Consider the following 26,277-nt stretch of genomic DNA (forward strand, 5'->3'; position numbering starts at 1 on the left):
ATTTGAATCATTTTGCAAAACGCATAATCCCGTGCCTCGACGTAAAAGACGGCAGGGTCGTAAAAGGTGTAAATTTTGTTGGACTTGTCGATGCTGGAGACCCAGTCGAGATAGCTAAAAGATACAACGATGAAGGCGCTGACGAGCTTTGTTTTTTGGATATAACAGCCTCTCACCTTGGCCGTGATACGATAGTTGATGTCGTAAAAAAGGTCGCAAGCAAGCTTTTTATACCGCTAACCGTTGGAGGTGGCATACGAACGATTGACGACATCTCTCGCCTTTTAAATGCGGGCTGCGACAAGGTGAGCCTAAACTCATCGGCGATAAAAGATCCAAATTTGATCGACGAAGCGGCTAAGAAATTTGGCTCGCAATGTGTCGTCGTAGCGATCGACGCCAAAAAGATCAAAAATGGTTATAGTGTTTTTATAAATGGCGGCAGGATCGATACGAAAAAAGATGCCTTTGCTTGGGCAAAAGAGGTCGAGTCGCGCGGAGCAGGGGAGATATTGCTAACATCTATGGATAATGACGGCGTCAAACAGGGCTTTAGTCTGGAGCTAACAAAGATCTTTAGTTCGCTTTCTATACCGACTATCGCAAGTGGTGGCGCAGGAAAAATGGAGCATTTTAAAGATGCTTTTGAGGCCGGGGCTGATGCGTGCCTTGCTGCTTCGATATTTCACTTTGGCGAGATCGAGATAAAAAAGCTAAAAGAGTATCTTAAGGCAAACGGCGTTGAGGTTAGACTTTGATGTTAGTTATCTCCGCTGGAAAAAATGAAATTTTTGACTTTGCCTTGCCTATGGGGGTGGGGCTAGTCGATATGGCGATAAATTTGACAAAGTTTTTGCAAAAAAGATCATGTGTGGGAGCAGATGAAAAGATTATAAATTTAAAAAATATTGACCCGCACTACCTTGCAAAGATCGAGGCTAAATTTGCAAACTCATCAAACCCAGAGCTGCAAAACATAAGCCAAAATTTATCAAAAAACCCAGAGCGAAATTTATATCAAATGCCAGAAAAGATAGTTTTTATTGGCTCGGCAGGTCTTTATAAAGATGGTGAAATTTTGCAAATTTATGAAAGCTCGGTTGGGGCAAATGTTGAAATTTCTAGCATAGAAAATAGATCTTATTCGCCGATAGAGTGTGAAATTTCTTCTATCGTTTCACGTGGAACTATCAAAACAAATTCATCAAATTTCATAACGACAGACAAAAATTTGGCTTATAAAATGTTTAAAAAAGGTTATTTTTTAGAAAATATGGAGTTTTTTTCTGTTCTAAAAGTGGCTCAAATTTTTAAAATTCCAGCTTATGGAATTTTCGTAGCGACAAATTTTTGTAATGAAAATGCACATGCTGATTTTATAAAAAATCACTCCGCTGCTAAAGAGCTACTAACAAAATATGTAAAGGAAAATATGTGAAAAATTTGCTTGATCTTAGCATCGAAGAGTTAAAAGAGCTAGTCTATCCCTCTTTTAGAGCGACGCAAATTTATGAGTGGGTATATAAAAAAAATGCGACAGAATTTAGCCAAATGCTCAATTTACCAAGGGATATGCGTCAGGATTTGGCTGAGAAATTTTATCTTGATCCTCTAAAATGTGTGAAATTTGAGCAAAGTAGTGACGGCTCTATCAAGTATCTTTTTGAGCTAAAAGATGGGCTAAGGATAGAGAGCGTTTTGTTACCGATGAAAGAGGAGGTTAGTGACGAAGATGGCAAGATCAGTCGCCATGCTCGTTATACTGTTTGTGTTAGTTCGCAGGTTGGCTGTAAAATGGGCTGTGCTTTTTGTCTAACAGCAAAGGGTGGGCTTGTTAGAAATTTGACTGCTGGGGAGATCGTAGGGCAAATTTTGTGGATAAAAAGAGAGAATAACATACCATACGAAAGGCGCATAAATGTTGTCTATATGGGTATGGGCGAACCACTCGATAATCTTGCTAACGTTAGTAAAGCGATAAAAATTTTAGCTCTAAACGAAGGTCTAGCCATATCACCACGCCGTCAAACCGTTTCAACTAGTGGCCTTGGTAGCCAGATAAAAAAGCTTGGTGAGATGGACCTTGGGGTCTTGCTGGCTATATCGCTGCACGCTGTTACTAACGAGCTAAGAAGCCGCTTGATGCCAATAAATAAGGCCTATAATATCGAGGCCGTTATGGATGCTGTTAGGGGATTTCCTATTGATATGCGAAAGCGTGTGATGTTTGAATACCTTGTTATCAAAGACCTAAACGACAGCGTTAGTGATGCGAAAAAGCTGGTAAAACTACTGCATGGAATCAAGGCAAAGGCAAATTTGATCTATTTTAACCCGCATGAAGGCAGTGAATTTGGACGACCTGAACTTTCTAGCATGCTAAAATTTCAAGAATACCTAAGAGATCATGGTGTCACTTGCACGATCAGACAGAGCAAAGGGCTTGATATAAGTGCTGCTTGCGGACAACTAAAACAACGAAATGAAAATCCTAAATTTAAAGCTAACGTTAGCGACAAAAACGCAGCCAAAGCACAGGAAAACCTTGCTAACGATAAAGATAACGTGAGTAAAAAATGACAGCCCTTGATATCGCCGAGATAATTTTTATAGTGTTGATTGCTAGCGTTGGTCTTGGCTTGATCATAAAAGTTTTGAAAGAGGAAAATAAAATCTCGAAATAAGGTCTAAGAAATTTGGCATGAAATTTATGGGCGAAAACTAAAGCCTAAAAAAGGATTGCCAAATTTTTAATTCTAATTTTGATAAAAACTCTATCCTAAATTTAAAAGACGATAAGATAAAATTTATTCGCAAGAAAATTTAAAAGCAAAATTATGAAAAATTTTTGTAGATTATTTTTACTAGAAAGACTTTTTAAAATTTAAATAGTTTAGTTATTTGCTTCTTTTGCAAATTTATAAAACTCATTTTCGGCGTCAAATTTGCTCTTTATCTTGTAAAAAATATCATCAAATTTAAATGAAATTTCGTCCGAGTGAAGTAGGAGTCTTTTTGCTCCAGTTAAATTTATCCGCTCACGCTCGTTCATCTCTTTGTCTAAAATTTTCTCGATCTGCGGACGTGACAAACCATAAAGTGGTTCGCCAAGTATCTTGTGTTTCACATGAAACAAATGCAAACGAATTTGATGCTGCCTGCCAGTGAGCGGGATAGCCCGAACCAAAGTCGTATCGATATCGTCAAAATACTTTATAGGCAAAATTTTAGTCACCGCACTTTTTCCATTTTCACAAATTTGCATTCGCATTTTCACATCGTCGTAGTTGTTTGCCAGATCCATCTTAGCATCGATCGTAAATTCTCGCTCGATCTTACCCTGCACCATCGCGACGTAGCTTTTATAAACCTCTCTGTTTTCAAAAATTTTCTTTAGTTTTATCGTAGAATTTCTATCTTTTCCCACAACTATCACGCCGCTTGTTTCAAAGTCCAGCCTATGTGCCACGCTCGCTTCTCGCCCAAAAAGCGTGTAAATTTCATCGTTTAGCGAGTAGTCGCAGTGTCTGCCGTTTGGATGGCTCAGCACGCCACTTGGCTTGTCAAATATCGCAAAGCTCTCGCACTCAAAGATCGGCTTAAGCCCTTTTGCCTCGGCCTCATAGTCGATCAAAAAGACATCGCCGCACAAAATGGCATTTTTCTCGCTCACGACACTGCCGCCACAGATCAGCCTGCCTTTATCGATAAGGCGCTGGGTTTGGCTCATGTTAAAGCCATTTTGCAGTAAAATTTCATAAGCTTTTTGATGATCTGCAGTGGCGATAAATTTATTTACGTAGGGCAAAAATGATCCTTTTGAAAAATGAGCGAGCTATCTTAAGCCCAAATTTATAAGCGTATAACCGACATTTCAGCCCGGATTTTATATAATCAAAACTTAAATTTAGGAAAATTACACGATGTGATTTCCGGCCCAAAAAGCCAAATTTATACTTTCAGGACAAAAGCAAACTAATACAAAAGGTTCAACAATGGTCGAAAGATACTCACGCAAAGAGATGGCTGAAAAGTGGAGCATACAGGCAAAATATGACGCTTGGCTCAAGGTAGAAAAAGCTGCCGTTAAAGCTTGGAATAAGCTCGGCTTCATAAGTGACAGCGACTGCGAGAAAATTTGCAAAAACGCTAAATTTGAAGTGGCTCGCATCGACGAGATAGAAAAGACGACAAAGCACGACGTCATCGCATTTTTAACAAGTGTCAGCGAGAGCCTTGGCGAGGAGAGCAGGTTCGTGCACTACGGCATGACCTCAAGCGACTGCATCGACACGGCCGTCGCACTTCAGATGAAAGAGAGCCTAGAGCTCATCATCAGCGACGTTGAGGAGTTCATGCAGGCGGTCAAAGACAGAGCAAACGAGCACAAGCACACGCTCATGGTCGGCAGGAGCCACGGCATCCACGGCGAGCCGATAACTTTTGGTCTAGTGCTTGCTATCTGGTATGACGAGATCGCAAGGGCGCTAAAGCTCATCAAAGACGCAAAAGATACGATCAGCTACGGCAAGCTCTCAGGCGCTATGGGAAATTTAGCCCACGCTCCGATGGAATTTGAAGAGCTGACCTGCGAGGAGCTAGGCCTTAAAGCTGCCCCAGCGTCAAACCAAGTGATCCAGCGCGACCGCTACGCCCATGTGGTAAGCGCTATCGCAGTTCTAGCCTCTACGTGCGAGAAGATCGCAGTTGCCGTTAGACACTACCAAAGGACCGAGGTTTATGAGGCGGAGGAGTACTTTAGCCCAGGACAAAAGGGCTCAAGTGCCATGCCACACAAACGCAATCCAGTCCTTAGCGAAAACATCACCGGCCTTTGCAGAGTGCTACGCTCATACGTCACGCCTGCACTTGAAAACGTCGCACTTTGGCACGAGCGCGACATCAGCCACAGCTCGGTTGAGAGATTTATCCTGCCAGATATGTTTATCACGGCTGATTTTATGCTGGTTCGCATCAAAAATTTGATAGCAAATTTAGTCGTCTATCCAGAAAATATGATGAAAAATTTAAATTTAACAGGCGGCCTAGTCTTTTCACAGCGTGTGCTTTTGCAGCTACCACAGCGTGGAATTTCTAGAGAGGACGCCTACAAGATCGTTCAGCGCAACGCCATGAAGGTCTGGGCGGACTTGCAAGAGGGCAAAAAAGCGATAGACGAGCAAGGCCACAGCCTATTTTTACAAAATTTGCTAAATGACGAGGACCTAACTAAGAGCCTTAGCAAAGATGAGATCAAAGAGTGCTTTGACTACAACTACTACACTAAAAACGTAGATAAAATTTTCGCCAGAGTCTTTGGCAAATAAATTTAAAAGCAAGGGGGTAAATTTAGCCCCTTGTAACTACCTTAATCACAAACAGCTTTAGCGTATCCATCGCAGCCGTCACGAGTAAATTTAGCCACTTTGCCCCAGCCACAAATCAACCGCTACCTTTTTAAATTTATTTGTCAAATTTAAGCCTAAAAGTGTCAAATTTAGCAGCAACGGTGGCCGTTTAACCTAGTCATCACACTTAGCGTTTTTGCACTGTTTGTTTTCACATATGAGAGCTTTGGCTAAAGCACTTGATAAGCTCTATTTTTATCATTTTTTATTTATTTGGCAAAGAGAGTTTTTATATCTTTTTGGATAAAATCTCAAATTAAAATTTAAAACGGAGAGATATTTTTGAAAGTTATAAAACGTAACGGCAGAACAGAAGAGCTTGATATCAGCAAGATCAAAAAATACACAAACGAAGCGGTCCTAGGGCTTAGCAACGTAAGTCTTAGCGAGCTTGAGGTAGATGCGAAAATTCAGTTTAGAGATATGATAACGACTGAGGAAATTCAGCAAACTCTTATAAAAACAGCAGTTGATAAGATCGACATCGACCGCCCAAACTGGACATTTGTCGCTGCGAGGCTATTTTTGTTCGACCTTTATCACAAAGTGACTGGCTTTAACGGCTACAACCACCTAAAAGACTACCTCGCAAAGGGCGAAAAAGTAGGCCGCATCATCCCTGGACTAAAAGAGAAGTACGACTTAGAGGACCTAAACGCCTACATAAAGCCTGAGCGCGACCTTCAGTTTGCGTATCTTGGTATCAAGACGCTTTATGATCGCTATCTTATCAAAGACAAGAGCGGTATGCCCATAGAGCTGCCACAGCACATGTTTATGGCGATCGCAATGTTTCTTGCGCAAAACGAGCTAGATAGTCAAGGCTGGGCTAAGAAATTTTATGATCTTATCTCTAAATTTGAAGTGATGTTAGCCACGCCAACGCTCTCAAACGCAAGGACTACGCGCCACCAGCTAAGCAGCTGTTACGTAGGCAGCACGCCTGATAATATCGAGGGCATTTTTGATAGTTACAAAGAGATGGCGCTTCTTTCAAAATTTGGCGGCGGTATCGGCTGGGATTGGAGCAAGGTGCGTGCGATGGGTGGTAGTATCGACGGACACAAAAACGCAGCCGGTGGTATCATACCATTTTTAAAAGTGACAAACGACATCGCAGTAGCGGTCGATCAGCTAGGCACTAGAAAGGGCGCGATCGCTGTTTATATCGAGCCTTGGCACATGGACGTGAGCGATTTTCTCGATCTTCGTAAAAACTCAGGCGAAGAGAGACGCCGTGCACACGAGCTTTTCCCTGCGCTTTGGATAAACGACCTATTTATGAAGCGTGTCAAAGAAAATGGCCGCTGGAGCCTCTTTGACCCAGCTCAAGTAAGCGACCTTTGCGACCTTTACGGCGAAGAGTTTGAGAAGAGATACTTAGAGTATGAAAACGACGAAAATATCCAGAAAAACACCATCCTTGCAAAAGAGCTTTGGAAGAAAATTTTAACTAGCTATTTTGAAACGGGCATGCCATTTTTATGCTTTAAAGACAATGCCAACAAAGCAAATCCAAACGACCACGAGGGCATCATCAGAAGCTCAAATTTATGCACCGAAATTTTCCAAAACACAGCGCCAAACTACTATAAGATCAAGATCACTTATGAAGACGGCGGCGAGGAGCTATTTGACGAAGAAGAAGATGTCACGGTTGATAGCGGCATAACTAAAAAAGCCAAAAAGCTTAGCGCGCTTGATAGCCTAAAAGGCAAGCAAATTTTCATCGTAGAAAAAGAGAGCATCGAGGGTAAAACGGCAGTTTGCAACCTTGCAAGTATAAATTTAAGCAAGATAAACAGCAAAGAGGACATCGAGCGTGTCGTGCCGATAGCTATCAGGATGCTTGATAACGTTATAGACCTAAATTTCTACCCGCACAAAAAGGTAAAACACACAAACCTAGCTTCTCGCTCGATCGGCCTTGGCGTCATGGGCGAGGCGCAAATGCTAGCTGAGAAAAACGTAAAATGGGGCAGCTATGAGCATTTGGCGCTGATTGACAGCATAATGGAAAACATAAGCTACAACGCCATCTACGCTAGCTCAAATTTAGCCGTAGAAAAGGGCATCTATCCAAAATTTGAAGGCTCAAAATGGAGCAAAGGCATCATGCCGATAGACACTGCAAACGAAAATGCAAAGGCGCTTTTAAACGACAAAGGCGGGCTATTTGACGAAAATGTCTGCGACTGGGACAAGCTAAGAGAAAAAGTCAAGCGCGACGGCATGAGAAACGGCTACCTAATGGCGATCGCTCCAACTAGCTCGATCTCGATCCTTGTTGGCACCACTCAGACCATCGAGCCAGTCTATAAACGCAAGTGGTTTGAGCACAACCTAAGCGGTATGATCCCAAATGTCGTGCCAAATTTAAGCCCTGATACTTGGCAGTTTTACACGCCAGCTTACGAGCTTGATCAAAGAATTCTTATAAAAGCAGGCGCGATCCGCCAAAAATGGATCGATCAAGGTCAAAGCTTAAATATTTTCATGAGCTTAGATAAAGCAAGTGGCGGATATCTAAGTGAAATTTACACGCTTGCATGGGAGCTTGGACTAAAATCAACCTACTATCTACGCTCTGAAAGCCCTGACAGCGAAAAGCTAAACGACGTAGCAGACCGTTCGATCGAGTGTGAGGGTTGTCAGTAGTTAAATTTAAGAGAGAAATTTCTCTCTTAAATTTTTTAAATTGTCTATTAAATTTATAAATTTACGGAAGTGTCACAAAACTTAATTTTATACCAAGCTCATCTGCTAGCTTGCTTAGCTTCTCGCTCTTTTCTATTCCTGCTGATATACAAAACTGCATACCATTTACGTTACGCTCTTTTAGTCTCGTAAAGACATTTGACATGAGTGACTCCGTTTTCATCCCACTTTCGCCGTAGATGACAAAGGCATCCACACCTTCTTGTATTTTATCCGTTAGATTGTTGTAAAAACCTCCGTCGTTGTTTGAAACACTAGTTGTTGCGCTAGCTATTGCGTCAGCAAGAAAGCCACGACTTGGTACTAGCATAATGACTGTGCTATCTGATTTTAGGGCGCATTTTGCAAAGCTTTTCATCATGCCATCTTCGGGTGATTTTACACCGTTGGATGATGCACAGCCAGCTAAAAGTAGACCTAGGACGAGCGTTGTGATTTTTTTCATTGAAACTCCTTTTTTTGAAAATCGACTAATATTAACATAAATTAAATAAAGATCTATATGGAAGAAAAATTTAAATCCACTATTTTAAAAACTAAAATTAAAATAATTATTTAAGTAAAAATAATAAAATTTTAGTTAAAAATGCCTAAAATACGTAAAAATATACTTAATAAAACTCTCTAAAATTTTATATTTTTTGATAAATATTATTAAACAAAATAAAATAGTTATCTATCTTTTAAGCTTTCTTGTCCTATACTTTTAAACTCCATATCAAAAAAATAATCAGAAAAGAGCAAGTGATGCGTGAAATTTTAAAACGAGATGGCACAAGGCAAGAATTTGTAGCATACAAGATAGTAGATGCTATAAAAAAGGCATTTGCCAGCGAAAATAAAGCTTACGACGAGCAAGTTTTTACAAATGTAGTCCAAGATATCTTTCAAAAATCAAGTGCGATAACAGTCGAAGACATCCAAGATGCGATAGAAAAAGAGCTATTTGACGGCGGACATTTTGAAGTTTTAAAGAGCTTCATGCTCTACCGCCACACACATAAGCTCCAACGCGAGCAAATTTTAGGGCTAAACGAAGATACGACCTACATAAACTCAACCCAAACGATAAATGAGTACATAAACGGCACCGATTGGAGAATTTCTGCAAACTCAAACACAAGCTACTCAAACGCAGGCCTCATAAACAACACCGCTGGCAAAGTCATAGCAAACTACTGGCTAGACGCTGTTTATAGCAAAGAAGAGGGTTTAGCGCACAGAAACGGCGACTACCATATCCACGACCTTGACTGCCTTACAGGGTATTGTGCTGGCTGGAGCCTGCGAGCTTTGCTAAATGAGGGCTTTAATGGCGTTCGTGGCAGGGTCGAGAGCAAGGCACCAAAGCACTTTAGAGAGGCGCTTTATCAGATGGCAAATTTCTTAGGAATTTTGCAAAGCGAGTGGGCGGGCGCTCAGGCATTTTCTAGCTTTGACACCTACCTTGCGCCTTATGTTTTCAAAGACGATCTAAGCGACGCCGAGATCAAAAAGGCGATAACTAGCTTTATTTTCAACCTAAACGTCCCTGCACGCTGGGGACAAAGCCCATTTACAAATGTAACCATAGACATCACCTGCCCAAGCGACCTAAGAGATCAGATACCAACGAGCGATGATATACACCTTTTTACAAATGTAAAAGATGAGAAAATTTTGAAAAAAGCAAACGAGCGTGGCAGAAAAAATTTGATCGATATGACCTACAAGGACTTCGAGCCTGAGATGGCGCGCATAGATAAGGCATTTTACGAGGTCTTAACAGCTGGCGACAAGTGCTCGCAGCCTTTTACATTTCCGATACCGACGGTAAATATCACAGAGGATTTTAACTGGGATAGCGAAGTGGCGGATGTGCTCTTTGAAAACACCGCAAAAATGGGCTCAAGCTACTTTCAAAATTTCATCGGCTCACAATACGCTTATGACGAAAATGGCAACAAGATAGAAAACGAAAACGCCTACAAACCTGGCCACGTGCGCTCTATGTGCTGCCGCTTGCAGCTTGATCTAAGAGAGCTTTTAAAACGTGGTGGCGGTCTTTTTGGAAGTGCTGAGATGACTGGCTCGATCGGCGTCGTCACTATAAATTTAGCCCGCCTAGGATACAACTACAAAGGCGATAAGGTCGCACTTTATAACAGACTAAGCTATCTTTTAGAGCTAGCCAAATCAACCCTAGAGAAAAAGCGTAAATTTATCCAAGAGATGTATGAAAGAGGGCTTTATCCTTACACAGCGAGATATCTAAAGCACTTTAACAACCACTTTAGCACGATCGGTATAAATGGCATGAACGAGCTACTTAGAAATTTCACTGACGATAAAGAGAACATTTCAACTAAATTTGGACGAGAATTTGCCCTTGAGATGGTTGGCTTTTTACGTGATAAGATAAGGACATTTCAAGAAGAGAGCGGAAATTTATACAACCTTGAGGCCACACCAGCTGAGGGCACGACATACCGCTTTGCCAAAGAGGATAAAAAACGCTATCCAGACATCATCCAAGCAGGTGAGGGCGATAATATCTACTACACAAACTCAACCCAGCTACCTGCAAATTTCACAGACGACGCTTACGAAGCGCTTGATCTGCAAGATGAGCTACAAAGCGCATATACTGGCGGCACCGTCTTTCACCTATATATGAAAGAGCGCATAAGCTCGGCTAAAGCTTGCAAAGAGCTTGTAAAGAGTATAATCTCAAACTACAAACTCCCATACATCACGATAACGCCAGTCTTTAGCGTCTGCTCAAAACATGGCTACATAGCTGGCGAGCATGAGTTTTGCCCACTTTGTGATGCAGAGCTTATAGAAAATGAGAAGAAAAAATCCAAATAAGGAGAGGAAATGACAGAAAAAGAAATTTTAGAAAAAGTGCAAGATAAACGCACAAGATGCGTGGTCTATACTCGTGTTATGGGCTACCACAGACCAGTTGAGAGCTTTAACCTCGGCAAAAAAGGCGAACACAAAGAGCGAATAAAATTTGATGAATATGCAAGTTGTTGCAAGAGATAAATTTCTTGCCTAAAAACAAGAATAAATTTAAAAAAATAAACTAAAATGCAAGCCAAAGGCACGCCCCTTGTGCCTTTGAATTTAAAAAGGGGTCAAAAACTTGCAAAGAGTCTTTAGTATCACGCCATTTACGACGCTTGACTACCCAGACAAAGTGGCAGCTGTCATTTGGTTTGCAGGGTGTAATATGCGCTGTGGATACTGCTACAACATCGAGGTCGTAAAGTCAAATGGCACTATAAGCTTTAGCGAAGTTTGCGACTTTTTAGACCGCAGGGTCGGCAAGCTAAATGGCATCGTCTTTAGCGGTGGCGAATGCACAGCACACCCTCTTTTTTTAAGGCTGGCACGCGAGGTCAAAGCGCGCGGTTTTAGCTTAAAGGTAGATACTAACGGCTCATATCGCGACGTCTTAAAAGAGGCGATAGATGAGGGGCTGATTGATTACATCGCGCTTGATTTTAAAGCTCCAAAAGAGAAATTTATAGGCATCACTGGCTCAAATTTATATGAGAAATTTGCCGCCACGCTTAGATATCTGCTTGAGATAAATTTTAAATTTGAAGTTAGAACGACCGTGCATGCGGACTTGCTAAGCGAAAAGGATATCAGCGAAATGTCTGAGCTACTTTACGAGCTTGGATACAGAGGTAACTACTTTTTACAAAAATTCTTTAACACTGGCGAAAATTTTGGAGGCTTAGGCGATCCAAAAAATAGCTTCGATCCAGATAAGATCACATCAAAACTACCTATAAAACTACGAAATTTCTAAATTTAGTGCTGATAAAAATAGCTAAAAATAAGAAAATTTAACTAAAATTTATCCCAAACCACAAAAACAAACAAGGAGAAAAATATGCAAAATTTTAGCTTTTTAAACCCTACTAAAATAGAATTTGGCAAAGACAAAGAGCAAAACATCGGCAAATACATGAAAGAATTTGGCGTAAAAAAGACGCTCATCATCTACGGCAGCGATAGGATCATGAAAAACGGACTTTTTGACGTTGCTACAAAGAGCCTAAGCGCAAATGGCATCGAGTTTTGCGAGATAGGTGGTGTGAAGTCAAATCCAGTGCTTAGCAAGGTAAATGAGGCTATAAATTTAGCTAAAAAAGAGGGCGTCGATAGCGTGCTAGCCATAGGCGGTGGCTCGGTGCTTGATAGTGCCAAGGCCGTGGCTGCTGGAGTTAGATATAACGGCGACGTTTGGGACTTTTTTACTAGAAATTGCCCAAAAGAAGCGCTTATGATCTTTGACATCATAACACTAGCTGCAACTGGCTCAGAGATGAACGGCGGCGCAGTCGTCACAAACGAAGCCACAAAAGAGAAATTTGCCATGCACGGCGCTTGTCTTTACCCAAAAGTGTCGGTGATAAACCCACTTCTTCAAGCAAGCGTTAGCAATGAGTACTTGGTCTATTCAGCTTCAGACATCATCGCTCACAGCATCGAGGGCTACTTTACGGCGAGCATCCAGCCTGAGATCATAAATTTATACATCGAAGCAAACATCAAAACGGTCATGAAAACGACTGAAATTTTACTAAAAGAGCCTGAAAACTACGACGCTAGAAGCGAGTTTGCTTGGGCTGCTACGATGGCGCTAAATGGCCTAACTTACGTCGGCACGGCTGGCTACTCATATCCAAATCACATGATCGAGCACGCCATAGGTGCGGTGGTTGATTGCGCGCATGGAGCTGGGCTAAGTGTGGTTATGCCAGCTTGGATGAAGTGGTATAAGAGTAGAAATTTAAAGGCGTTTAAGCGCTTTAGTAAAGAAATTTTTGGCGTGGATGACGCAGACGCAGGCATTGAAAAGCTAAAAGAGTGGTTTAGCAAGATCGGCACACCAACAAGCCTCATAGAGATCGGCGTTGATGAGTCAAATTTAGACGAGATCATGGCGCTAGTTTATGACTACGCCAAGGGCAGGGGCTTGGAGCAAATTTATACAAAAGAGGCCATAAGCGAAATTTTTGCCTTAGCGAGATAGAATTTATCCAAAATTTACAAAGGATAAACATGAAAAAAGTCGCCCTTATAGCAGGAGCCAGCGGCGCTGTAGGAAGTGAAATTTTAAAAGATTTATGCGAGAGTGAGCACTATAACAAGGTGGTCGCTCTTGTTAGGCATGAGCTAGAATTTACTCATGAAAAGCTTGAAGTAAAGATAGTAAATTTTGATGATTTTAAAGATGAGGTGCCATTTATCGCTGATGACGTATTTTGCGCGCTTGGCACGACGATGAAGGCGGCAAAGCACAAAGAGCAGTTTTACAAAGTCGATGTGACCTATCCGATAAATTTCGCCAAATTTGGCTTGGAGTGCGGCGCAAAACGCTTTGTCTTGCTCTCGGCTGCAGGCGCAAACAGAAAGTCAGGCTCGTTTTACCTAAAGGCAAAAGGTCAAGCAGAAGCGAAGATAAAAGAGCTTGGATATAGCTCATTTCATATCGCTAGGCTGCCACTTATCGAGGCTGATAGGAAAGAATTTAGACTAGGCGAGTATCTGGCGATAAAGGCGTTTAAATTTATCCCAAAAGGTTTTTTTGACGAGTATCGTCCGATGAGGGCAGCTGACATCGCTAAAGTGATCGTGGAAGTAGCGCAAGACGACCACAATGAAGGTGTGAAAATTTATAGTCCGGAGGAATTTACAAAATGAAAAAATATATAGTGATCACTGGGGCAAGCTCAGGCATAGGAGCGGCGGTGGCAAAGGCATTTGCAAGGCGCGGGGAGAATTTGATCCTTGTTGCAAGACGCAGGGAGCTTTTAGAAGAGCTAAAAAGCGAGATAGCTAAATTTGCAGACGTAGAGGTCGTGATAGAAATTTGCGACCTTTCAAAGCAAGAAAATGTCCTAGCTCTTTGGCGTAATTTAGAAAAATTTGAGCTAAAAGCGCTTATAAACAATGCTGGCTTTGGCGACTATAACAAGGTTGGCGAGCAAAATTTAGAGAAAGTGACGCAGATGATAAATTTAAACATCATTTCTCTTGTCACGCTCTCAACGCTCTTTACTAAAAAATATAAAGACAAAGATACGCAGCTTATAAACATCTCTTCGATAGGCGGCTACAAAATCGTGCCAAATGCCGTCACATACTGCGCTAGCAAATTTTTCGTAAGTGCCTTTAGCGAGGGACTTTACCACGAGCTAGCACAGGACAAGCAGGCAAAGATGCAGGCAAAAGTGCTGGCCCCAGCTGCCACAAAGACAGAATTTGGCATGGTGGCAACTAGCAAAGAGAGCTACGACTACGATAAGGCGTTTAAAAAGTATCACACGAGCGAGCAGATGGCGGAGTTTTTGCTTCGCCTTTATGATAGCCACTACTGCGTTGGCTCGGTCGATAGAGATAGCTTTGAGTTTTCACTGCACCAGCCTAAATTTGACTATGCGGTCAAGTATGAGCCAAAAGATAACTAGGCGCTAAAGCCTTGGTAGCCTACGCCAAGGCTAGCGAAACAAAAAGTAGGACAAAATAAAAAGGCAGATCATGAAATGCGTTAGAGTTGCTATTTTAGGGGTTTGTTTAGCAGGCGCTTGCTTTGGCGGCGAGCTTAAATTTGATGAAAAGAAATTTGAGCTAAAAAGCATGCAAGTTGGCGATAGGACGCTTAAATTTAGAGCTTACGAGGGCATAGTCTATGTGGCAAAGCCAGCTAGCGACTACGAGGTGCTAAATTTTTACGTGCCAGAGGGTAAATTTGACGATAAAACTACGGCTATTTTTATGCCAAACGGCATTGGCGGCTACATGCCAGCCAAACCCCAAAAGCCAGAAACTAAAAACGAAAAGCCAAATGCCACCCTTGAGGCGCTTCTTAGAGGCTACGTCGTGGCAAGCGTTGGCGCTAGGGGTAGGACGCTAAAAGATGGCGAGAAATTTATCGGCAAAGCGCCAGCTGCGATAGTCGATCTAAAAGCGGCCGTTAGATATCTTAAATTTAACGACAAATTTATGCCAGGCGACGCAAACAAGATCATCTCAAACGGCACGAGCGCAGGCGGCGCGATGTCAGCACTTCTAGGCGTTAGCGCAAATGCAAAAGAGTATGAGCCTTATCTTAAAGAGCTAGGCGCTGCAAAGGCGGACGATCAAATTTATGCCGCTTCAGCCTACTGCCCTGTGACAAATTTAGAGCATGAGGATGAGGCGTATGAGTGGATGTTTGGGGATTTGGATAAATTTGAAAGGATTGATTTTGCAAGCCTTGACGCGGCTAGCTTTAACGACAGGAGCAAAAAGCCAAAGATGATCACAGGCGAGCTAAACGCCACACAAAAAGAGCTCTCACGCGAGTTAAAGAGTAAATTCCCAGCCTATCTAAACTCGCTAAATTTAAAAGACGCCAAAGGCCACGCACTAAGCCTTGATGAAAATGGCGAGGGTAGCTTCAAGGAGTATATAAACTCACTGCTTCAAAGGGCTTTTACCGCTACAAAAAGCAGCGACAAAAGCACGCTCACGCCTAAATTTATAACTCTTGACACGCAGGGTTGCGAGCTTGGATATACGTTTAAGCTAGAAGACTTTATCGCCTCGCTAAAACGTGCCAAAGCACCAGTTGCCTTTGACGGTCTAGCTCTTGAAAATGCCGAAAACGACCTTTTTGGCGACAGCAAAACGCCTGCAAAGCACTTTACTAAATTTGCAAAAGAGCGAAGCGGTGGCGAGATGGCTGATGAAAATATCATAAAGATGATGAATGCGATGAACTACACCGCAAACAAAAACGCAGCGAAATTTTACCGCATAAGGCAGGGCACAAACGACACCGATCTAGCCCTTGCCGTGCCTGCTATGCTAGCACTCGCGCTTAAAAATGCTGGCAAAGAGGTTGATTTCGAAGCGGTCTGGGGGCAAGGACATGGCGGCGACTACGACTTAGACGAGCTTTTTGCTTGGATGAAAAGAGTTTTAGAAAAATAATTTAAAGGAGAAAATATGAGAAATTTAAAAATTTTCAAGGAGAGTAAAGATGAGAAATAAAGCATTAATTGCAGCATTTGTTGTAGGATTTATTGGTTGTATAAATTTAAATGCCTACTATGGATCTTCTGATGTTTTTAATAAACATATGAGGGGAGCACCTAAAGAAAAAGAAGAGGTTGATTGTGATGATCCAAAAAATTTACCGAGATTAATCGGTGATACGCTAATAGGTGGAAAAGAAGAGTGCTTTGTCAATCGCGGAACAGCTGCTAGAGCTAAACGCGAACTAGATATGACTATCGGTAGAAACCCAGTCACTGGCAAGGTCACATCAAAGGCTGAACTACTAGGTGGCGACAAAGCTACAAATAACCTTGAAAAAGCACAAAAGAGCTATGGCGACAAGAAATTTAAGCTAGAAGAGGCAGAAAAAGCCTATGCTGATAACCCTAGCACCAAAAACTCTAACCGCTTAGAAAAAGCACGTAAAGCCTTTAAAAAAGCGCAGATCGATCTAAAAGGCGCAGAAGAGATCAAAGCTAAGGCTGATATGAAAAAGGCGAAGTGATAAGGGGAATTTGATGTTTAAAAAGCTATTTTTACTAGCGGTTTTGGCGGCTTTTGTCTTTGGGGCGGAAGCTAAAGTGAGCTTACAGGAGCTGCTTTCAACGCCAAATAACAAGACTTTGTTAAAGCAGCTTGGCAGGGAAAATATACTAAGCTCAAAGAGCGAGCCAGGCACGCAGGCGATATTTTTTGCAAGCGCAAAGAGCAAGCCAGAGCTGTTTTATGTCCTTGAGTTTTACAAGGACGAGGCGGCTTATAAAAAGCATGTAGCTTCAGCGCACTATAAGAAATTTGTAAGTGCGAGCGCTGAAATTTTGGCTAGTAAAAAGGCTATAAGCTTGAAAAAACGGGCTGCGTTTTCAAAAAATTTAACGCCAGAGCGCCTAAAAGATGCCTACTTTCACATCACAAATTTAAGCCTTTTGGCAAAGAGTGATGCGAAATTTGAAAAGTTAGTGAAAAAATATATGCAAAAAAGCGTAGATGAGGGAGCTTACGCGCAGTTTGCCTTTAGTCAAAAAGACGCACCTAACAAGTGGGTGTTGGTTGAAATTTACAAAGACGAAGCTAGCTTTGAAAGCTACCGCCACAGCGCAAACTACAAGGCTTACGCTAAAGAGCGAGCAGGGCTAATAGATGAATTTGACGGCTTTGCTCTCAAAAACGAGACCTCATTTAGCAAGGTAAAATTTTAGGAGATTTATGAAAAAGATCTGCTTTTGCCATTTATAAGGCGAGCGGATTTGTTTGCAAGTAAATTTAAAGGAAAAAGATGTTTATCGTTACTATTAGTTTAAAAACAGATCTCATACCAAAAGAGAGAGCTGAGGAGCTTTTTGCCGAGCATAGTATAGCGTTAGAGAATTTAAGGCTGTTATGGGCAAGATTTCATGATACCAGCGAAATTTTATAGATATGTTTTTGCGTTTATAATGTCAGCATTTATGGCGTTTTTTATGTCGTTTGTGCTGACGTATCTAAACCTTGGTTTTGTTGATGGCTTTGTGAAAATTTGGCTCACAGCTTATCTAAAAGCCTTTGTAGTGGCATATCCTGTGCTTTTGCTAGTTTCGCCGTCTGTTGCAAAGATCACGCAAAATTTATGTAAAAAAGAGGGATAAATTTGAAGTGTGGCTAGAGAGCCTAGCCACGTGAAGGTTTATTTTAAAAGACCTTGTTTTTTCATTTGATCCATTACTTGAGCAAACATCTCTTTAGCTTGTTTGCAAGTAGCGTCTTGTTGCTCTTTTGGAAGTGCAGCAAGTTGTTTCATAGATTGTGCTTTTTGATCTTCATACATTTTTACTTGTTGCTCTTGACCAGCTTGTTTGTAAGCTTCGACCATTTTGTCGATGTCTGAGAAGTAAGACTTGCAAGTATCTGTAAGATCTGCAGCGTTTAGGCTTAGTGCAAAGCCAAGAGTAGCTAAAACTAAAAGTGATTTTTTCATCTCTTTCTCCTTGTGAAAATTTAAGGAGATTATATAACTTTTTTATTTTAAATAGATTTAAATTTATTAAATTTAGCCAAGACTGGCGCCTTGGCTAAATTTTTTGGCTTTTTAGCCTAAGAATTCGCGCTTGAAATACTCTTTTGGAGCTTTGCAAAGTGGGCAAGCGCCTGGAGCTTTTTTGCCTCTGTGAACGTGTCCGCACACCTCGCAAACCCAGATATCTTCTTCATCGCTCTCAAAAAAGCCCTCTTCATCAAGCATCTTTTTAAGCTCCAAATACTCTCTTTCATGCTCAACTTCAACCTTGCCGATCGCGTTAAATAGCCTCTCAACATCTCTTAGCTCTTCTTCTTTTGCGATCTTTGCAAAGTCTGGATACATCGTCGTATGCTCGTAGTTTTCGCCAGCTGCAGCGTCAAGTAAATTTTTATCCATCTTATCGATCGGATCGTTCATCATCTCGTGATATTTCTTAAATTCAGCCCTTGCGTGCCATTTCTCGTTTTCAGCTGCCTCGTAAAAGTGTCTAGCTATCGCGTGGTAGCCTGCTTCTTTAGCTAGGTCGCCGTAAAGCTCATACTTGTTTCTAGCTTGTGACTCGCCAGCAAATGCCTTCATCAAATTTACCGCTGTTAAATTTTCAGTGATGCATTTCATCTCTTCGCCGCAACAGGTTAATGTGCCGCCGCCAACTTTTTGAACCTCGATCTCGTTGCCGCATTTTTCGCATTTGTATGTTTCGTACTGTCTCATTTTGACTCCTATTTTGATAAAATTCGAGCGGATTATAACCAAATAATTAAAATATGTAAATAATAATTTTTATTGATAACGTATATTATTTTTATAAATTTAACAAAATACAAAATCGCCAAATCCATCATAATAAATTTAAAATAGATAAATTTCAGCCAAAATTTATTCTAGCGTTAAAAGTGCGTTTGAGCTTGGTTGTAGAATAACTCAAAATAAATCATCCAAAGGAGATCATCATGAGTTTTCTATCTAAATTTAGTAAGGCTATCTTTGCTGTTGCCGTTGCTGGTGTGATCAGTGCTAGTGCATTTAGCGAGGGCGAGGACTACGTCAAGCTTGAAAAGCCACTAAGTGTGGGACAAAATACGCTAGTTAAAATTTTTAGCTACGCTTGCCCGTTTTGCTACAAGTACGACAAGAGCGTCACTCCAAAGGTAGTTGAGAAAATCCCTGGACTAAAATATGAGCCATTTCATCTAAAGACAAAGGGCGATTACGGCGAGGTTGCGAGCAAGGTTTTTGCCGTGCTTATCGTTATGGACGAGGCAAAGGGAGTGAGCTTATTTGATGAAAATTCGCTATTTAAAAAGGCTAAATTTGCCTACTACAAAGCTTATCACGACAAAAAAGAGCGCTGGGGCGATGGCAAAGACGCTGAGGGCTTTTTAAAGACTGGACTTGATGCTGCTGGCGTTAGTAAAGCAGACTATGAAAAAGAGCTGGCTAATCCAAAAGTGACTGAGCTACTTAAAAAGTGGGATGAGAGCTACGATGTGGCTAAAATTCAAGGCGTGCCAGCATTTGTCGTAAATGGCAAATATCTCATCATGACAAAATCGATCAGCTCGCTTGACGGCATGGCAGCACTCATCGAAGAGCTTCTTAAAAAATAAGGCGCCACATGAGCTTTTTTAAAAAAATGGCTAAATTTCAAGACTCACGCATCTCTTGGGCGATCCTAGTCTTTGTAAGCGTCGCGCTTGTCGTTATCGCGCACTCGCTCTTTCAAAACTACGCCTATATGCCCCCTTGCGAGCAGTGCGTCTATATACGTTTTGCCTTTTTGTGTATGGCGCTTGGCGGCGTGATCGCTATCATAAACCCTAAAAATTTACTCTTTGCCTTAGTTGGCTACGTCTTTGCCTTTTGGGGAGCGGTGCAGGGCATAATGTATAGCGTAAAGCTAGCCAAAATCCACGACGCGGTGCATGGCGATGATCCATTTGGCGTGCAGGGCTGCTCGACTGAGCCACACTATCCATTTGGCTTGCCGCTTGAGAAGTGGGCGCCTGACTGGTTTATGCCAACGGGTGATTGTGGCTATGACAGCCCTATGGTGCCTGATGGCGCGGTGCTAAGCGATTTGCAAAAGAGCATAGTGGATCTTTACGCAGATGGCTGGTATCTTGTGCCGTCTTCTAAATTTATGTCAATGGCGGATTGCACGCTGCTTGGCTTTGGCATTTGCTTTGTTGTGCTTGCACTTATGCTTGTTTCAAAGCTCTTATCTTTTAAAAATTAAATTTTAGTTAGCCCTATTTTTGGGCTAACTTAGGATATACTGCGCGCATGGGTATTAATTTAAAATCACAAAATATTAAAATTTATGCGATCATCTTGCTAGCAAGCCTCTTTGTCGTGCTTCTTGGGCTAAACAGCTACAACAAAGCAAAAGAAAAGATCATCGAGCTATCTGATAAAAACAACATCGCAGTTAGTAAAAACATCGTTAGCAACTTTCAAATTTGGCTTGATGAGCGCTTAAATTCACTCATCCGTGCGTCAAAATTTATCCAAAACTCTGGCATCATTGATGACGATACTAGAGTGGCAAATTTCATAAAGCTCTTTAAAGAAAATGCGAAAGAATTTGATCTCATGCAGCTTCTAAGAGAGGATGGCGAGATCTTTGTAGATGGGCAAAAGATCTCAGAAGAGGTGATGTCAAAGCGTGAGCGAGCGGGTCTTATCTGGTATGTCGAGACAAAAAATACAAATGCCCCAAGCGTAAATTTCATGCAAAATCATAAAATTTTAAAAGACTCAACTTTAAATTTATGCGTGCCAGTTGAAAAAGACGCAAAATTTGAGGCGGCACTTTGCGGCGTCGTGCGAATAGGCACTATCTTTGATAGCATCAAAAACTTTAGCCTTGCGCCAAATTCTTACTCATTTTTAGTAACTCATAGTGGCGAGATACTCACATCGATGGCTGATGCGACGCTAAAAAGAGAGATCGAGGAGAAATTTAAGGAGCTATTTTTAAAAGATGAAGACATCACTAGCCTAAAGATAGGGCAAAATTTGATCCAAGTAGCCGAGATACCGACGATGAACTGGTTTATCGGAGCTGGCACAAACAACGAAGAAGAAATTTTAGCCATGACAAGAGAGGCGCTAAAAAACGCCCTAAATTTACTCTTTGCCTTCGTCGCACTTGCGTTTTTGGCAAACAGCCTGCACAACTTCATGTATAACAAGATAAAAAAGGTGCAAGACGAGTATGAGACCTTGCTAGCGCACAGAGCCAAGATGAGCGAGGCTGGAGAGCTCATAAGCGGTATAAGTCATCAGTTCATCCAGCCAGTAAATTCGCTAAAACTGATGCTAAGCTCGGCGATAATGCTAAAAAAAGAGGGCAAACTAAGCGATGAGGAGCTTTTAAATTTACTAGAAAAAGGGCAAAGCTCGATCGAGCTTCTTTCAAAAACAATCGAAATTTTTAGAAATTTTTATAAAAGCGCTGAAAATGTGAGCGAATTTGAGATCCAAACAAGCGTTAGAAATTTGATAACACTTATGCACACGGAGCTTAGCCGTGCAAACGTGAGCGTGAAATTTAGCGGTTTTGAAGAGATGAGGGTCTGTCAGATAGAAAACATCATCCAGCAAATTTTGCTAATCCTAATCCACAACGCAAAGGACTCACTCGTTGAAAGCTACAAAGATGAGCCGCTAAAACGCGTGATAGAGCTAAAATTTAGAAGCTTTGAAAATAAGTGCTACATCGGCGTTTATGATAATGGCGGCGGCGTGAGCTACGAGATGAGTAAGAAAATTTTTACCTGGCTAAACACGACTAAAAAGCAAGGAAATGGCATAGGACTTTACTTTGCTAAAAAGCTCGCGCGCGAGAAGCTAAATGGCGACATCACACTTGTGCACAACCTAAAGCCAACGATTTTTGAGCTAAGCTTTGAGAGGAATTTAAAGGGTTAAAAGATGCAAGAGGCACTAGAAATTTTAAAAAAAGTATCTATCTTAGTAGCTGAAGATGACGAGATGGCAAGGGAGCTCATCATCACTGGACTTAAGCCATACTGTGGTCAGGTAGTTGGCGCAAAAGATGGGCAAGATGGGCTGGAGAAATTTAAAAAACAGGGCTTTGACATCGTGATGAGCGACATTCACATGCCAGTGCTAAATGGCTTTGAGATGATGAATGAGATAAAAAAGCTAAAGCCTCATCAGAAATTTATCGTCTTTACCTCGTACGACAGCGATGAAAATTTGATCAAGAGCTATGAGCAGGGTGCGACCTTGTTTTTGAAAAAGCCTATCGATATAAAGGATCTTAGATCGATGCTAATAAGCCTAAGCTTCGAGCGAGATGAGAAGCTAGTGCGCCTAAGTGATGATGTGAGTATAAATTTAAAAAGAGAGAAAATTTATAAAAATGGCAATGAGCTATACCTTAGCTTTTTGCAAAATAAGATATTTTGGCTATTTGCTTACAACCTAAACAAGCTTGTCACCTACGAGATGATAGAGGAATTTGTCTATGATAGCACCGAGGTGAGTAAGGCCGCCATACAAAATGTCGTTTTGCGCCTAAAACGCGAGCTTGGCGTTAAATTTAAAAACATCAGCGAGAGTGGGTATATCTTAGTCTCCAAGAGCTAAAAAGTATAAATTCAAAATAACAAAACTAATATATTTATATAAGAAAATCTTAAAAGTAGTGATAAATTTATGTTACTCTAGGCTAAAATTTATAGAAAAAGAGATGAAAATTTGTGAAATTTGATAGATAAACTTAAAAAAATTTATGTCACAAGTGGGTATAAATTTATGATAGTTATAAATAAAAAACATTTTGATATAAAAGGGCTAAATTTAGTGGTAACAAGGCTATATAAAGGCTTTTTTAATTAAGAATTTATGCGTTTAAAATGAAAAAAATTTTGTGACATTTTTGGGTTATTTTATCAACTACTATACCATTTTGATGAACAAAAACTTAAAATTTTAAAATTTATATAGATAAATATAAAAATTTTCACACATTTATAAAAAATTTACACATTATTAACCCCTAAACTTAGGCTTTTCTTAAGGGTATTGTACCAAAGTACAATATAACTAAATTTTTTTCTTAGCTAAAATCTTGATATAGATCAATAAAATCCAAAGGGAGGCACTAAGATGCAAAAGTTAGGCGTTATCAAAAATATCCTAGGCGGTGAAATCGTAGCTGTTGATAAAAGCGGCAACGAAAGAGTCTTGAAGGTGGGCGATAGCATTTTTGAAGGCGAAACTATAAAGGCTAATGACTCTGCAAAAGCAGTGATCGCAGCAAATGACGGTAAAGAGGTCAGCTTACAAAACGGCGAAAGCCTGAGCCTAGATAAAGAGGCAAATGCACTTAGTGACAACCCAGAGATAGCCTCTATCCAAAAAGCCTTGCTAAATGGCGCAAACATCACAGACCTTGAAGAGACTGCAGCAGGTGGCAACCAAGGCGGTGGCAACGCTACTGGAGATGGTGTGAGTTTAGGTGCTGCTAGCTTTGCCGAGGGCGGCCACTACTCAAATATCAATGAAAATTATAGAAATTTAACCGACGCAAATAGAGCTTTTCAAACCCCAGAAAACTCAATCGGTGGATATAACGATGCAGGTACAGATGCAGATACGATAACTCCTATCTCGCCAGCTACGCCTGTCACGCCGAGTACTCCAAGTACACCACCAACGCCAAGTACTCCAAGTACTCCTGGCGTCACCGTAACCCCAGGTACTCCTTCACCTGCTAATCCTCCAGTCATTACGCCTCGCCCTGGTGCAGTAGAGATCACTACTAGCTTAGACCCAGCTAACAGTGAGGCAAGAGAGAGTGGCGCAGGAGCAAACGGCGAGGGCGGACACTATCTTGTTTATAAACTAGGTCTATCAGGCACTCCAGTTAGCCCAAGTGGCGAGACCACAGATCTAGGTTTAAATTTCCTTGGTGGCACTAGAGGAGAGGATTATTCAAGCGTAGTTGAGTACTCGACTGACAATGGAGTGACATTTCAGCCACTATCAGGCTACACGATAACTGGCGTAAATATAGAAGATATCTCAAAAGTGCAAGTAAGGATAAAGGTGCTTGACGACGACGGACAAGACACTACAAAAGGCCCACTACATCACAACCAAAACGAGGGTGAGAACACTGGCCCTCAAGGCATGACTATCGACAACGTACAAAAAACTGATATGGTTGATAATTTTGCTGTATTTAAAGAGGGTGTGAAATTAAGTGTCACACCAAGCAGTAGCTATCTGCTACCAACAACTAATGCAAATATGGCTGAAGGCAAAATAATAGATAATGACGACAACATCGAGCTAAATAAAGATATCAAAGGCAGTATCGCAAACCACACCAATTTAAATACAAATGATGGCGATGATACGGTCAGTATAAAGGCAAATTTAGAGAATTTACACTTAGATACTGGCTCTGGCAACGATGTAGTAAATTTTGATAAAGAGGTCACTATAAGTGGTACTAAAAACACAGCAAGCGTAGGCGGCGTTCTTGGACATTATAATAGCACTACTATAAACCTTGGTAGTGGCGATGATGTAGTAAATATCAATGCTGATCTTAGTATATTTAAAGCCAATATTAACCTTGGTGCATATACTCCTAGCTCAAGCAATAGCGCTCATGATGAAGCAGGAAACAACACTTTAAATATCAATGCAAATATCCTTGGTAAAGAAACATTTAAAGTTATAGACCCTAGCATACACAATAGCTGGTACAATGATAACCAGATCCACACAGGTGACGGCGATGATGTGGTAAATGTAAAAGATGGTGTGAGGATAGAAAGAGTAAATATCCTGATGGATACTGGTAGCAACACCTTTAAAGCAAACAATATAACTATGACAGATGCTTGGGTAGATACTAGTGATAGATACTCTGAGGCAAGAGATGTAAATACTATGGAGATATCAAACTCTACGCTAACAAATGTAAATTTAAATAGAGAGTCACAAGATGCAGTGCTGGGATATCAAAGCCTAAAACTAGATAATAACAAAGGCGAGAGTGTTACAGCTTATGCAAAAGACCTACTTGAAGTAAAAGGTAATGGTGATGGTAATAGCCACTATGAAACCGGATCATTTAGATCAGCTCACGTTATAGCAGACGGCATAAGCATAGGTCAAGCGGGCTTTATCAATAAAACAGATGTTGATTTTACAGCTGATATATCAAATTTAACAGCTAAAACTCGTGTGTGGGTAAGCAGCTATGGCGAAAGTAATGATACGATAAATTTTAAAGGTAATAACATCTTAAATAACCTTGAGGATTCAAGTAGTGCCGATATAGATACAAGAGGTGGCAATGACACTATAAATTTTGAAGGTAAAAACGTAGCTGGTGCCATCACTATAAATACTGACGCTGGCAATGACACCATAAATATCGGTAGCGAAACTAAATTTGGCGGAACACATGAAAAATATGTATTTAAAAGTGTTCAGTTCTCTAGTATAAACATGGGTGATGGCGACGATACGATAAATATCGACAAAGGCGCTGAGCTAAAAAGCACTACCATAAAAATGGGTGATGGCGATGACGTTGTAAATTTAAATGGTAGTTTAAAACATGCTGGTGGTACATACTGGGATGGCTCAAGTACTATTGATCTAGGTAGTGGCAACGATATCATACATATCGGCAAGGACGCAGAGATAAATGCAGATGGCATGACTAGTGCTGGTGGTAGTTATAAAAAAGAGCATGGCGGTATAGTTATCCAAGGTGGAGCAGGCACTGATACGCTAGATCTTGCTGGAAATATCGACTTTAGCAAGGTAGCTGGCTTTGAAAAACTTACTCTTGGTGGCAGTGAAAACAATGTAGCACTAAATTTAACTATAAATGACGTGCTAAATATCACAAATGGCAACGGCACTAACCGCACTCTAAGGATAGATGGTGAAGATGGCGATCATGTACATATGAGTAGGGACGACTTTACACCAGGTGCGTCAAGCGGTGGATATACAACATTTACGGCAACTTCTGGCACCAATACATTTACTATCGAAGTAAAAGACGAATTAGTTTTCTAATCAAATTTCATGCCCTAGTCTCCC

At 41.1% G+C, this 26,277-nt stretch carries 24 protein-coding genes and 1 pseudogene; 21 read left to right on the forward strand and 4 right to left on the reverse strand.

Going from position 1 to position 26,277, the window contains the following annotated elements; translation table 11 throughout:
* Nucleotides 1–2 precede the first annotated feature (2 nt).
* The 3 genes from hisF to rlmN are packed head-to-tail and all read left to right on the forward strand — an operon-like array spanning nt 3 to nt 2,580.
* Complete coding sequence (gene hisF / locus F3G88_RS02275; RefSeq protein WP_103573391.1) at nt 3–758, forward strand: imidazole glycerol phosphate synthase subunit HisF; 756 nt, start codon at nt 3–5, stop codon at nt 756–758.
* Nucleotides 758–1,438 carry a purine-nucleoside phosphorylase gene (locus F3G88_RS02280; RefSeq protein WP_103574593.1) on the forward strand — a complete coding sequence of 227 codons (681 nt, stop codon included), beginning with the start codon at nt 758–760 and terminating at the stop codon, nt 1,436–1,438. The genes hisF and F3G88_RS02280 overlap by 1 nt, the downstream gene beginning before the upstream one ends.
* Nucleotides 1,435–2,580 (forward strand): dual-specificity RNA methyltransferase RlmN, encoded by a 1,146-nt coding sequence (gene rlmN / locus F3G88_RS02285; protein WP_103573916.1) that lies wholly within the window; start codon nt 1,435–1,437, stop codon nt 2,578–2,580. Before F3G88_RS02280 ends, rlmN begins: the two co-directional genes overlap by 4 nt.
* 313 nt (nt 2,581–2,893) lie before the next feature.
* Here rlmN and F3G88_RS02290 read toward each other — a convergent pair whose 3' ends face one another.
* Nucleotides 2,894–3,808, reverse strand: a complete 915-nt coding sequence (locus F3G88_RS02290) for a pseudouridine synthase family protein (RefSeq protein WP_103557811.1) — start codon at nt 3,806–3,808, stop codon at nt 2,894–2,896.
* 187 nt (nt 3,809–3,995) lie between these two features.
* Here F3G88_RS02290 and purB point away from each other — a divergent pair, with 187 nt between their 5' ends.
* Complete coding sequence (gene purB, locus F3G88_RS02295) at nt 3,996–5,327, forward strand: adenylosuccinate lyase (RefSeq protein WP_103557810.1); 1,332 nt, start codon at nt 3,996–3,998, stop codon at nt 5,325–5,327.
* A 363-nt stretch (nt 5,328–5,690) separates the two neighbouring features.
* Entirely contained in the window at nt 5,691–8,066 is a 2,376-nt protein-coding gene (locus F3G88_RS02300) for a ribonucleoside-diphosphate reductase subunit alpha (RefSeq protein WP_009295196.1), read from the forward strand.
* Nucleotides 8,067–8,127: 61 nt separating this feature from the next.
* Here F3G88_RS02300 and F3G88_RS02305 read toward each other — a convergent pair whose 3' ends face one another.
* On the reverse strand, nt 8,128–8,571 hold the full coding sequence (locus tag F3G88_RS02305) for a hypothetical protein (protein WP_103616658.1): 444 nt from the start codon (nt 8,569–8,571) through the stop codon (nt 8,128–8,130).
* Between the two features lie 302 nt (nt 8,572–8,873).
* Between F3G88_RS02305 and F3G88_RS02310 the strand changes: the two are divergent.
* From F3G88_RS02310 to F3G88_RS02355, 10 genes and pseudogenes are all read left to right on the forward strand, one after another.
* A pseudogene (locus F3G88_RS02310) lies at nt 8,874–11,156 on the forward strand (ribonucleoside triphosphate reductase).
* A 100-nt stretch (nt 11,157–11,256) separates the two neighbouring features.
* Complete coding sequence (locus tag F3G88_RS02320; protein ID WP_149715270.1) at nt 11,257–11,931, forward strand: anaerobic ribonucleoside-triphosphate reductase activating protein; 675 nt, start codon at nt 11,257–11,259, stop codon at nt 11,929–11,931.
* An 84-nt stretch (nt 11,932–12,015) separates the two neighbouring features.
* Nucleotides 12,016–13,161, forward strand: coding sequence for an iron-containing alcohol dehydrogenase (locus F3G88_RS02325; RefSeq protein ID WP_149715271.1), 1,146 nt, complete (start codon nt 12,016–12,018; stop codon nt 13,159–13,161).
* Between the two features lie 29 nt (nt 13,162–13,190).
* Complete coding sequence (locus F3G88_RS02330; RefSeq protein ID WP_148802263.1) at nt 13,191–13,832, forward strand: NAD(P)H-binding protein; 642 nt, start codon at nt 13,191–13,193, stop codon at nt 13,830–13,832.
* A complete protein-coding gene (locus tag F3G88_RS02335) occupies nt 13,829–14,599 on the forward strand; it encodes an SDR family NAD(P)-dependent oxidoreductase (RefSeq protein WP_149715272.1) in 771 nt (256 codons plus the stop codon). The genes F3G88_RS02330 and F3G88_RS02335 overlap by 4 nt, the downstream gene beginning before the upstream one ends.
* 70 nt (nt 14,600–14,669) lie before the next feature.
* The gene (locus F3G88_RS02340; RefSeq protein WP_149715273.1) at nt 14,670–16,106 is read left to right on the forward strand and encodes a subtype B tannase; all 1,437 of its coding nucleotides are present in this window, start codon (nt 14,670–14,672) and stop codon (nt 16,104–16,106) included.
* 49 nt (nt 16,107–16,155) lie between these two features.
* On the forward strand, nt 16,156–16,677 hold the full coding sequence (locus F3G88_RS02345; RefSeq protein WP_149715274.1) for a hypothetical protein: 522 nt from the start codon (nt 16,156–16,158) through the stop codon (nt 16,675–16,677).
* Between the two features lie 13 nt (nt 16,678–16,690).
* Nucleotides 16,691–17,371 carry a putative quinol monooxygenase gene (locus tag F3G88_RS02350; protein ID WP_149715275.1) on the forward strand — a complete coding sequence of 227 codons (681 nt, stop codon included), beginning with the start codon at nt 16,691–16,693 and terminating at the stop codon, nt 17,369–17,371.
* A 77-nt stretch (nt 17,372–17,448) separates the two neighbouring features.
* Nucleotides 17,449–17,589, forward strand: a complete 141-nt coding sequence (locus tag F3G88_RS10180; RefSeq protein WP_188117450.1) for a hypothetical protein — start codon at nt 17,449–17,451, stop codon at nt 17,587–17,589.
* Complete coding sequence (locus tag F3G88_RS02355) at nt 17,567–17,797, forward strand: DUF2798 domain-containing protein (protein ID WP_149715276.1); 231 nt, start codon at nt 17,567–17,569, stop codon at nt 17,795–17,797. Before F3G88_RS10180 ends, F3G88_RS02355 begins: the two co-directional genes overlap by 23 nt.
* 38 nt (nt 17,798–17,835) lie before the next feature.
* Here the strand turns inward: F3G88_RS02355 and F3G88_RS02360 are convergent, their stop codons facing one another.
* A complete protein-coding gene (locus F3G88_RS02360) occupies nt 17,836–18,126 on the reverse strand; it encodes a DUF5339 domain-containing protein (RefSeq protein WP_149712350.1) in 291 nt (96 codons plus the stop codon).
* A 111-nt stretch (nt 18,127–18,237) separates the two neighbouring features.
* Entirely contained in the window at nt 18,238–18,882 is a 645-nt protein-coding gene (locus F3G88_RS02365) for a ferritin family protein (protein WP_012140636.1), read from the reverse strand.
* A gap of 239 nt (nt 18,883–19,121) precedes the next feature.
* Here F3G88_RS02365 and F3G88_RS02370 point away from each other — a divergent pair, with 239 nt between their 5' ends.
* The 6 genes from F3G88_RS02370 (at nt 19,122) to F3G88_RS02390 (ending at nt 26,253) form a co-directional block, all read left to right on the forward strand.
* Nucleotides 19,122–19,778: a thiol:disulfide interchange protein DsbA/DsbL gene (locus tag F3G88_RS02370; RefSeq protein WP_103602901.1), complete on the forward strand. Its 657-nt coding sequence runs from the start codon at nt 19,122–19,124 to the stop codon at nt 19,776–19,778.
* Nucleotides 19,779–19,786: 8 nt separating this feature from the next.
* Nucleotides 19,787–20,407 (forward strand): protein-disulfide oxidoreductase DsbI, encoded by a 621-nt coding sequence (dsbI, locus tag F3G88_RS02375; protein WP_021083796.1) that lies wholly within the window; start codon nt 19,787–19,789, stop codon nt 20,405–20,407.
* 47 nt (nt 20,408–20,454) lie between these two features.
* The gene (locus F3G88_RS02380; RefSeq protein WP_149715277.1) at nt 20,455–22,104 is read left to right on the forward strand and encodes a sensor histidine kinase; all 1,650 of its coding nucleotides are present in this window, start codon (nt 20,455–20,457) and stop codon (nt 22,102–22,104) included.
* A gap of 3 nt (nt 22,105–22,107) precedes the next feature.
* Nucleotides 22,108–22,788, forward strand: a complete 681-nt coding sequence (locus F3G88_RS02385; RefSeq protein WP_149715278.1) for a response regulator transcription factor — start codon at nt 22,108–22,110, stop codon at nt 22,786–22,788.
* Nucleotides 22,789–22,908: 120 nt separating this feature from the next.
* Nucleotides 22,909–23,040 (forward strand): hypothetical protein, encoded by a 132-nt coding sequence (locus tag F3G88_RS10605; protein ID WP_262974778.1) that lies wholly within the window; start codon nt 22,909–22,911, stop codon nt 23,038–23,040.
* Between the two features lie 270 nt (nt 23,041–23,310).
* Nucleotides 23,311–26,253 (forward strand): retention module-containing protein, encoded by a 2,943-nt coding sequence (locus F3G88_RS02390; protein WP_149715279.1) that lies wholly within the window; start codon nt 23,311–23,313, stop codon nt 26,251–26,253.
* Nucleotides 26,254–26,277: the final 24 nt, after the last annotated feature.

Origin of the sequence: Campylobacter concisus, from assembly GCF_902460675.1 — a bacterium.
Classification (GTDB): Bacteria; Campylobacterota; Campylobacteria; order Campylobacterales; family Campylobacteraceae; genus Campylobacter_A; species Campylobacter_A concisus_AJ.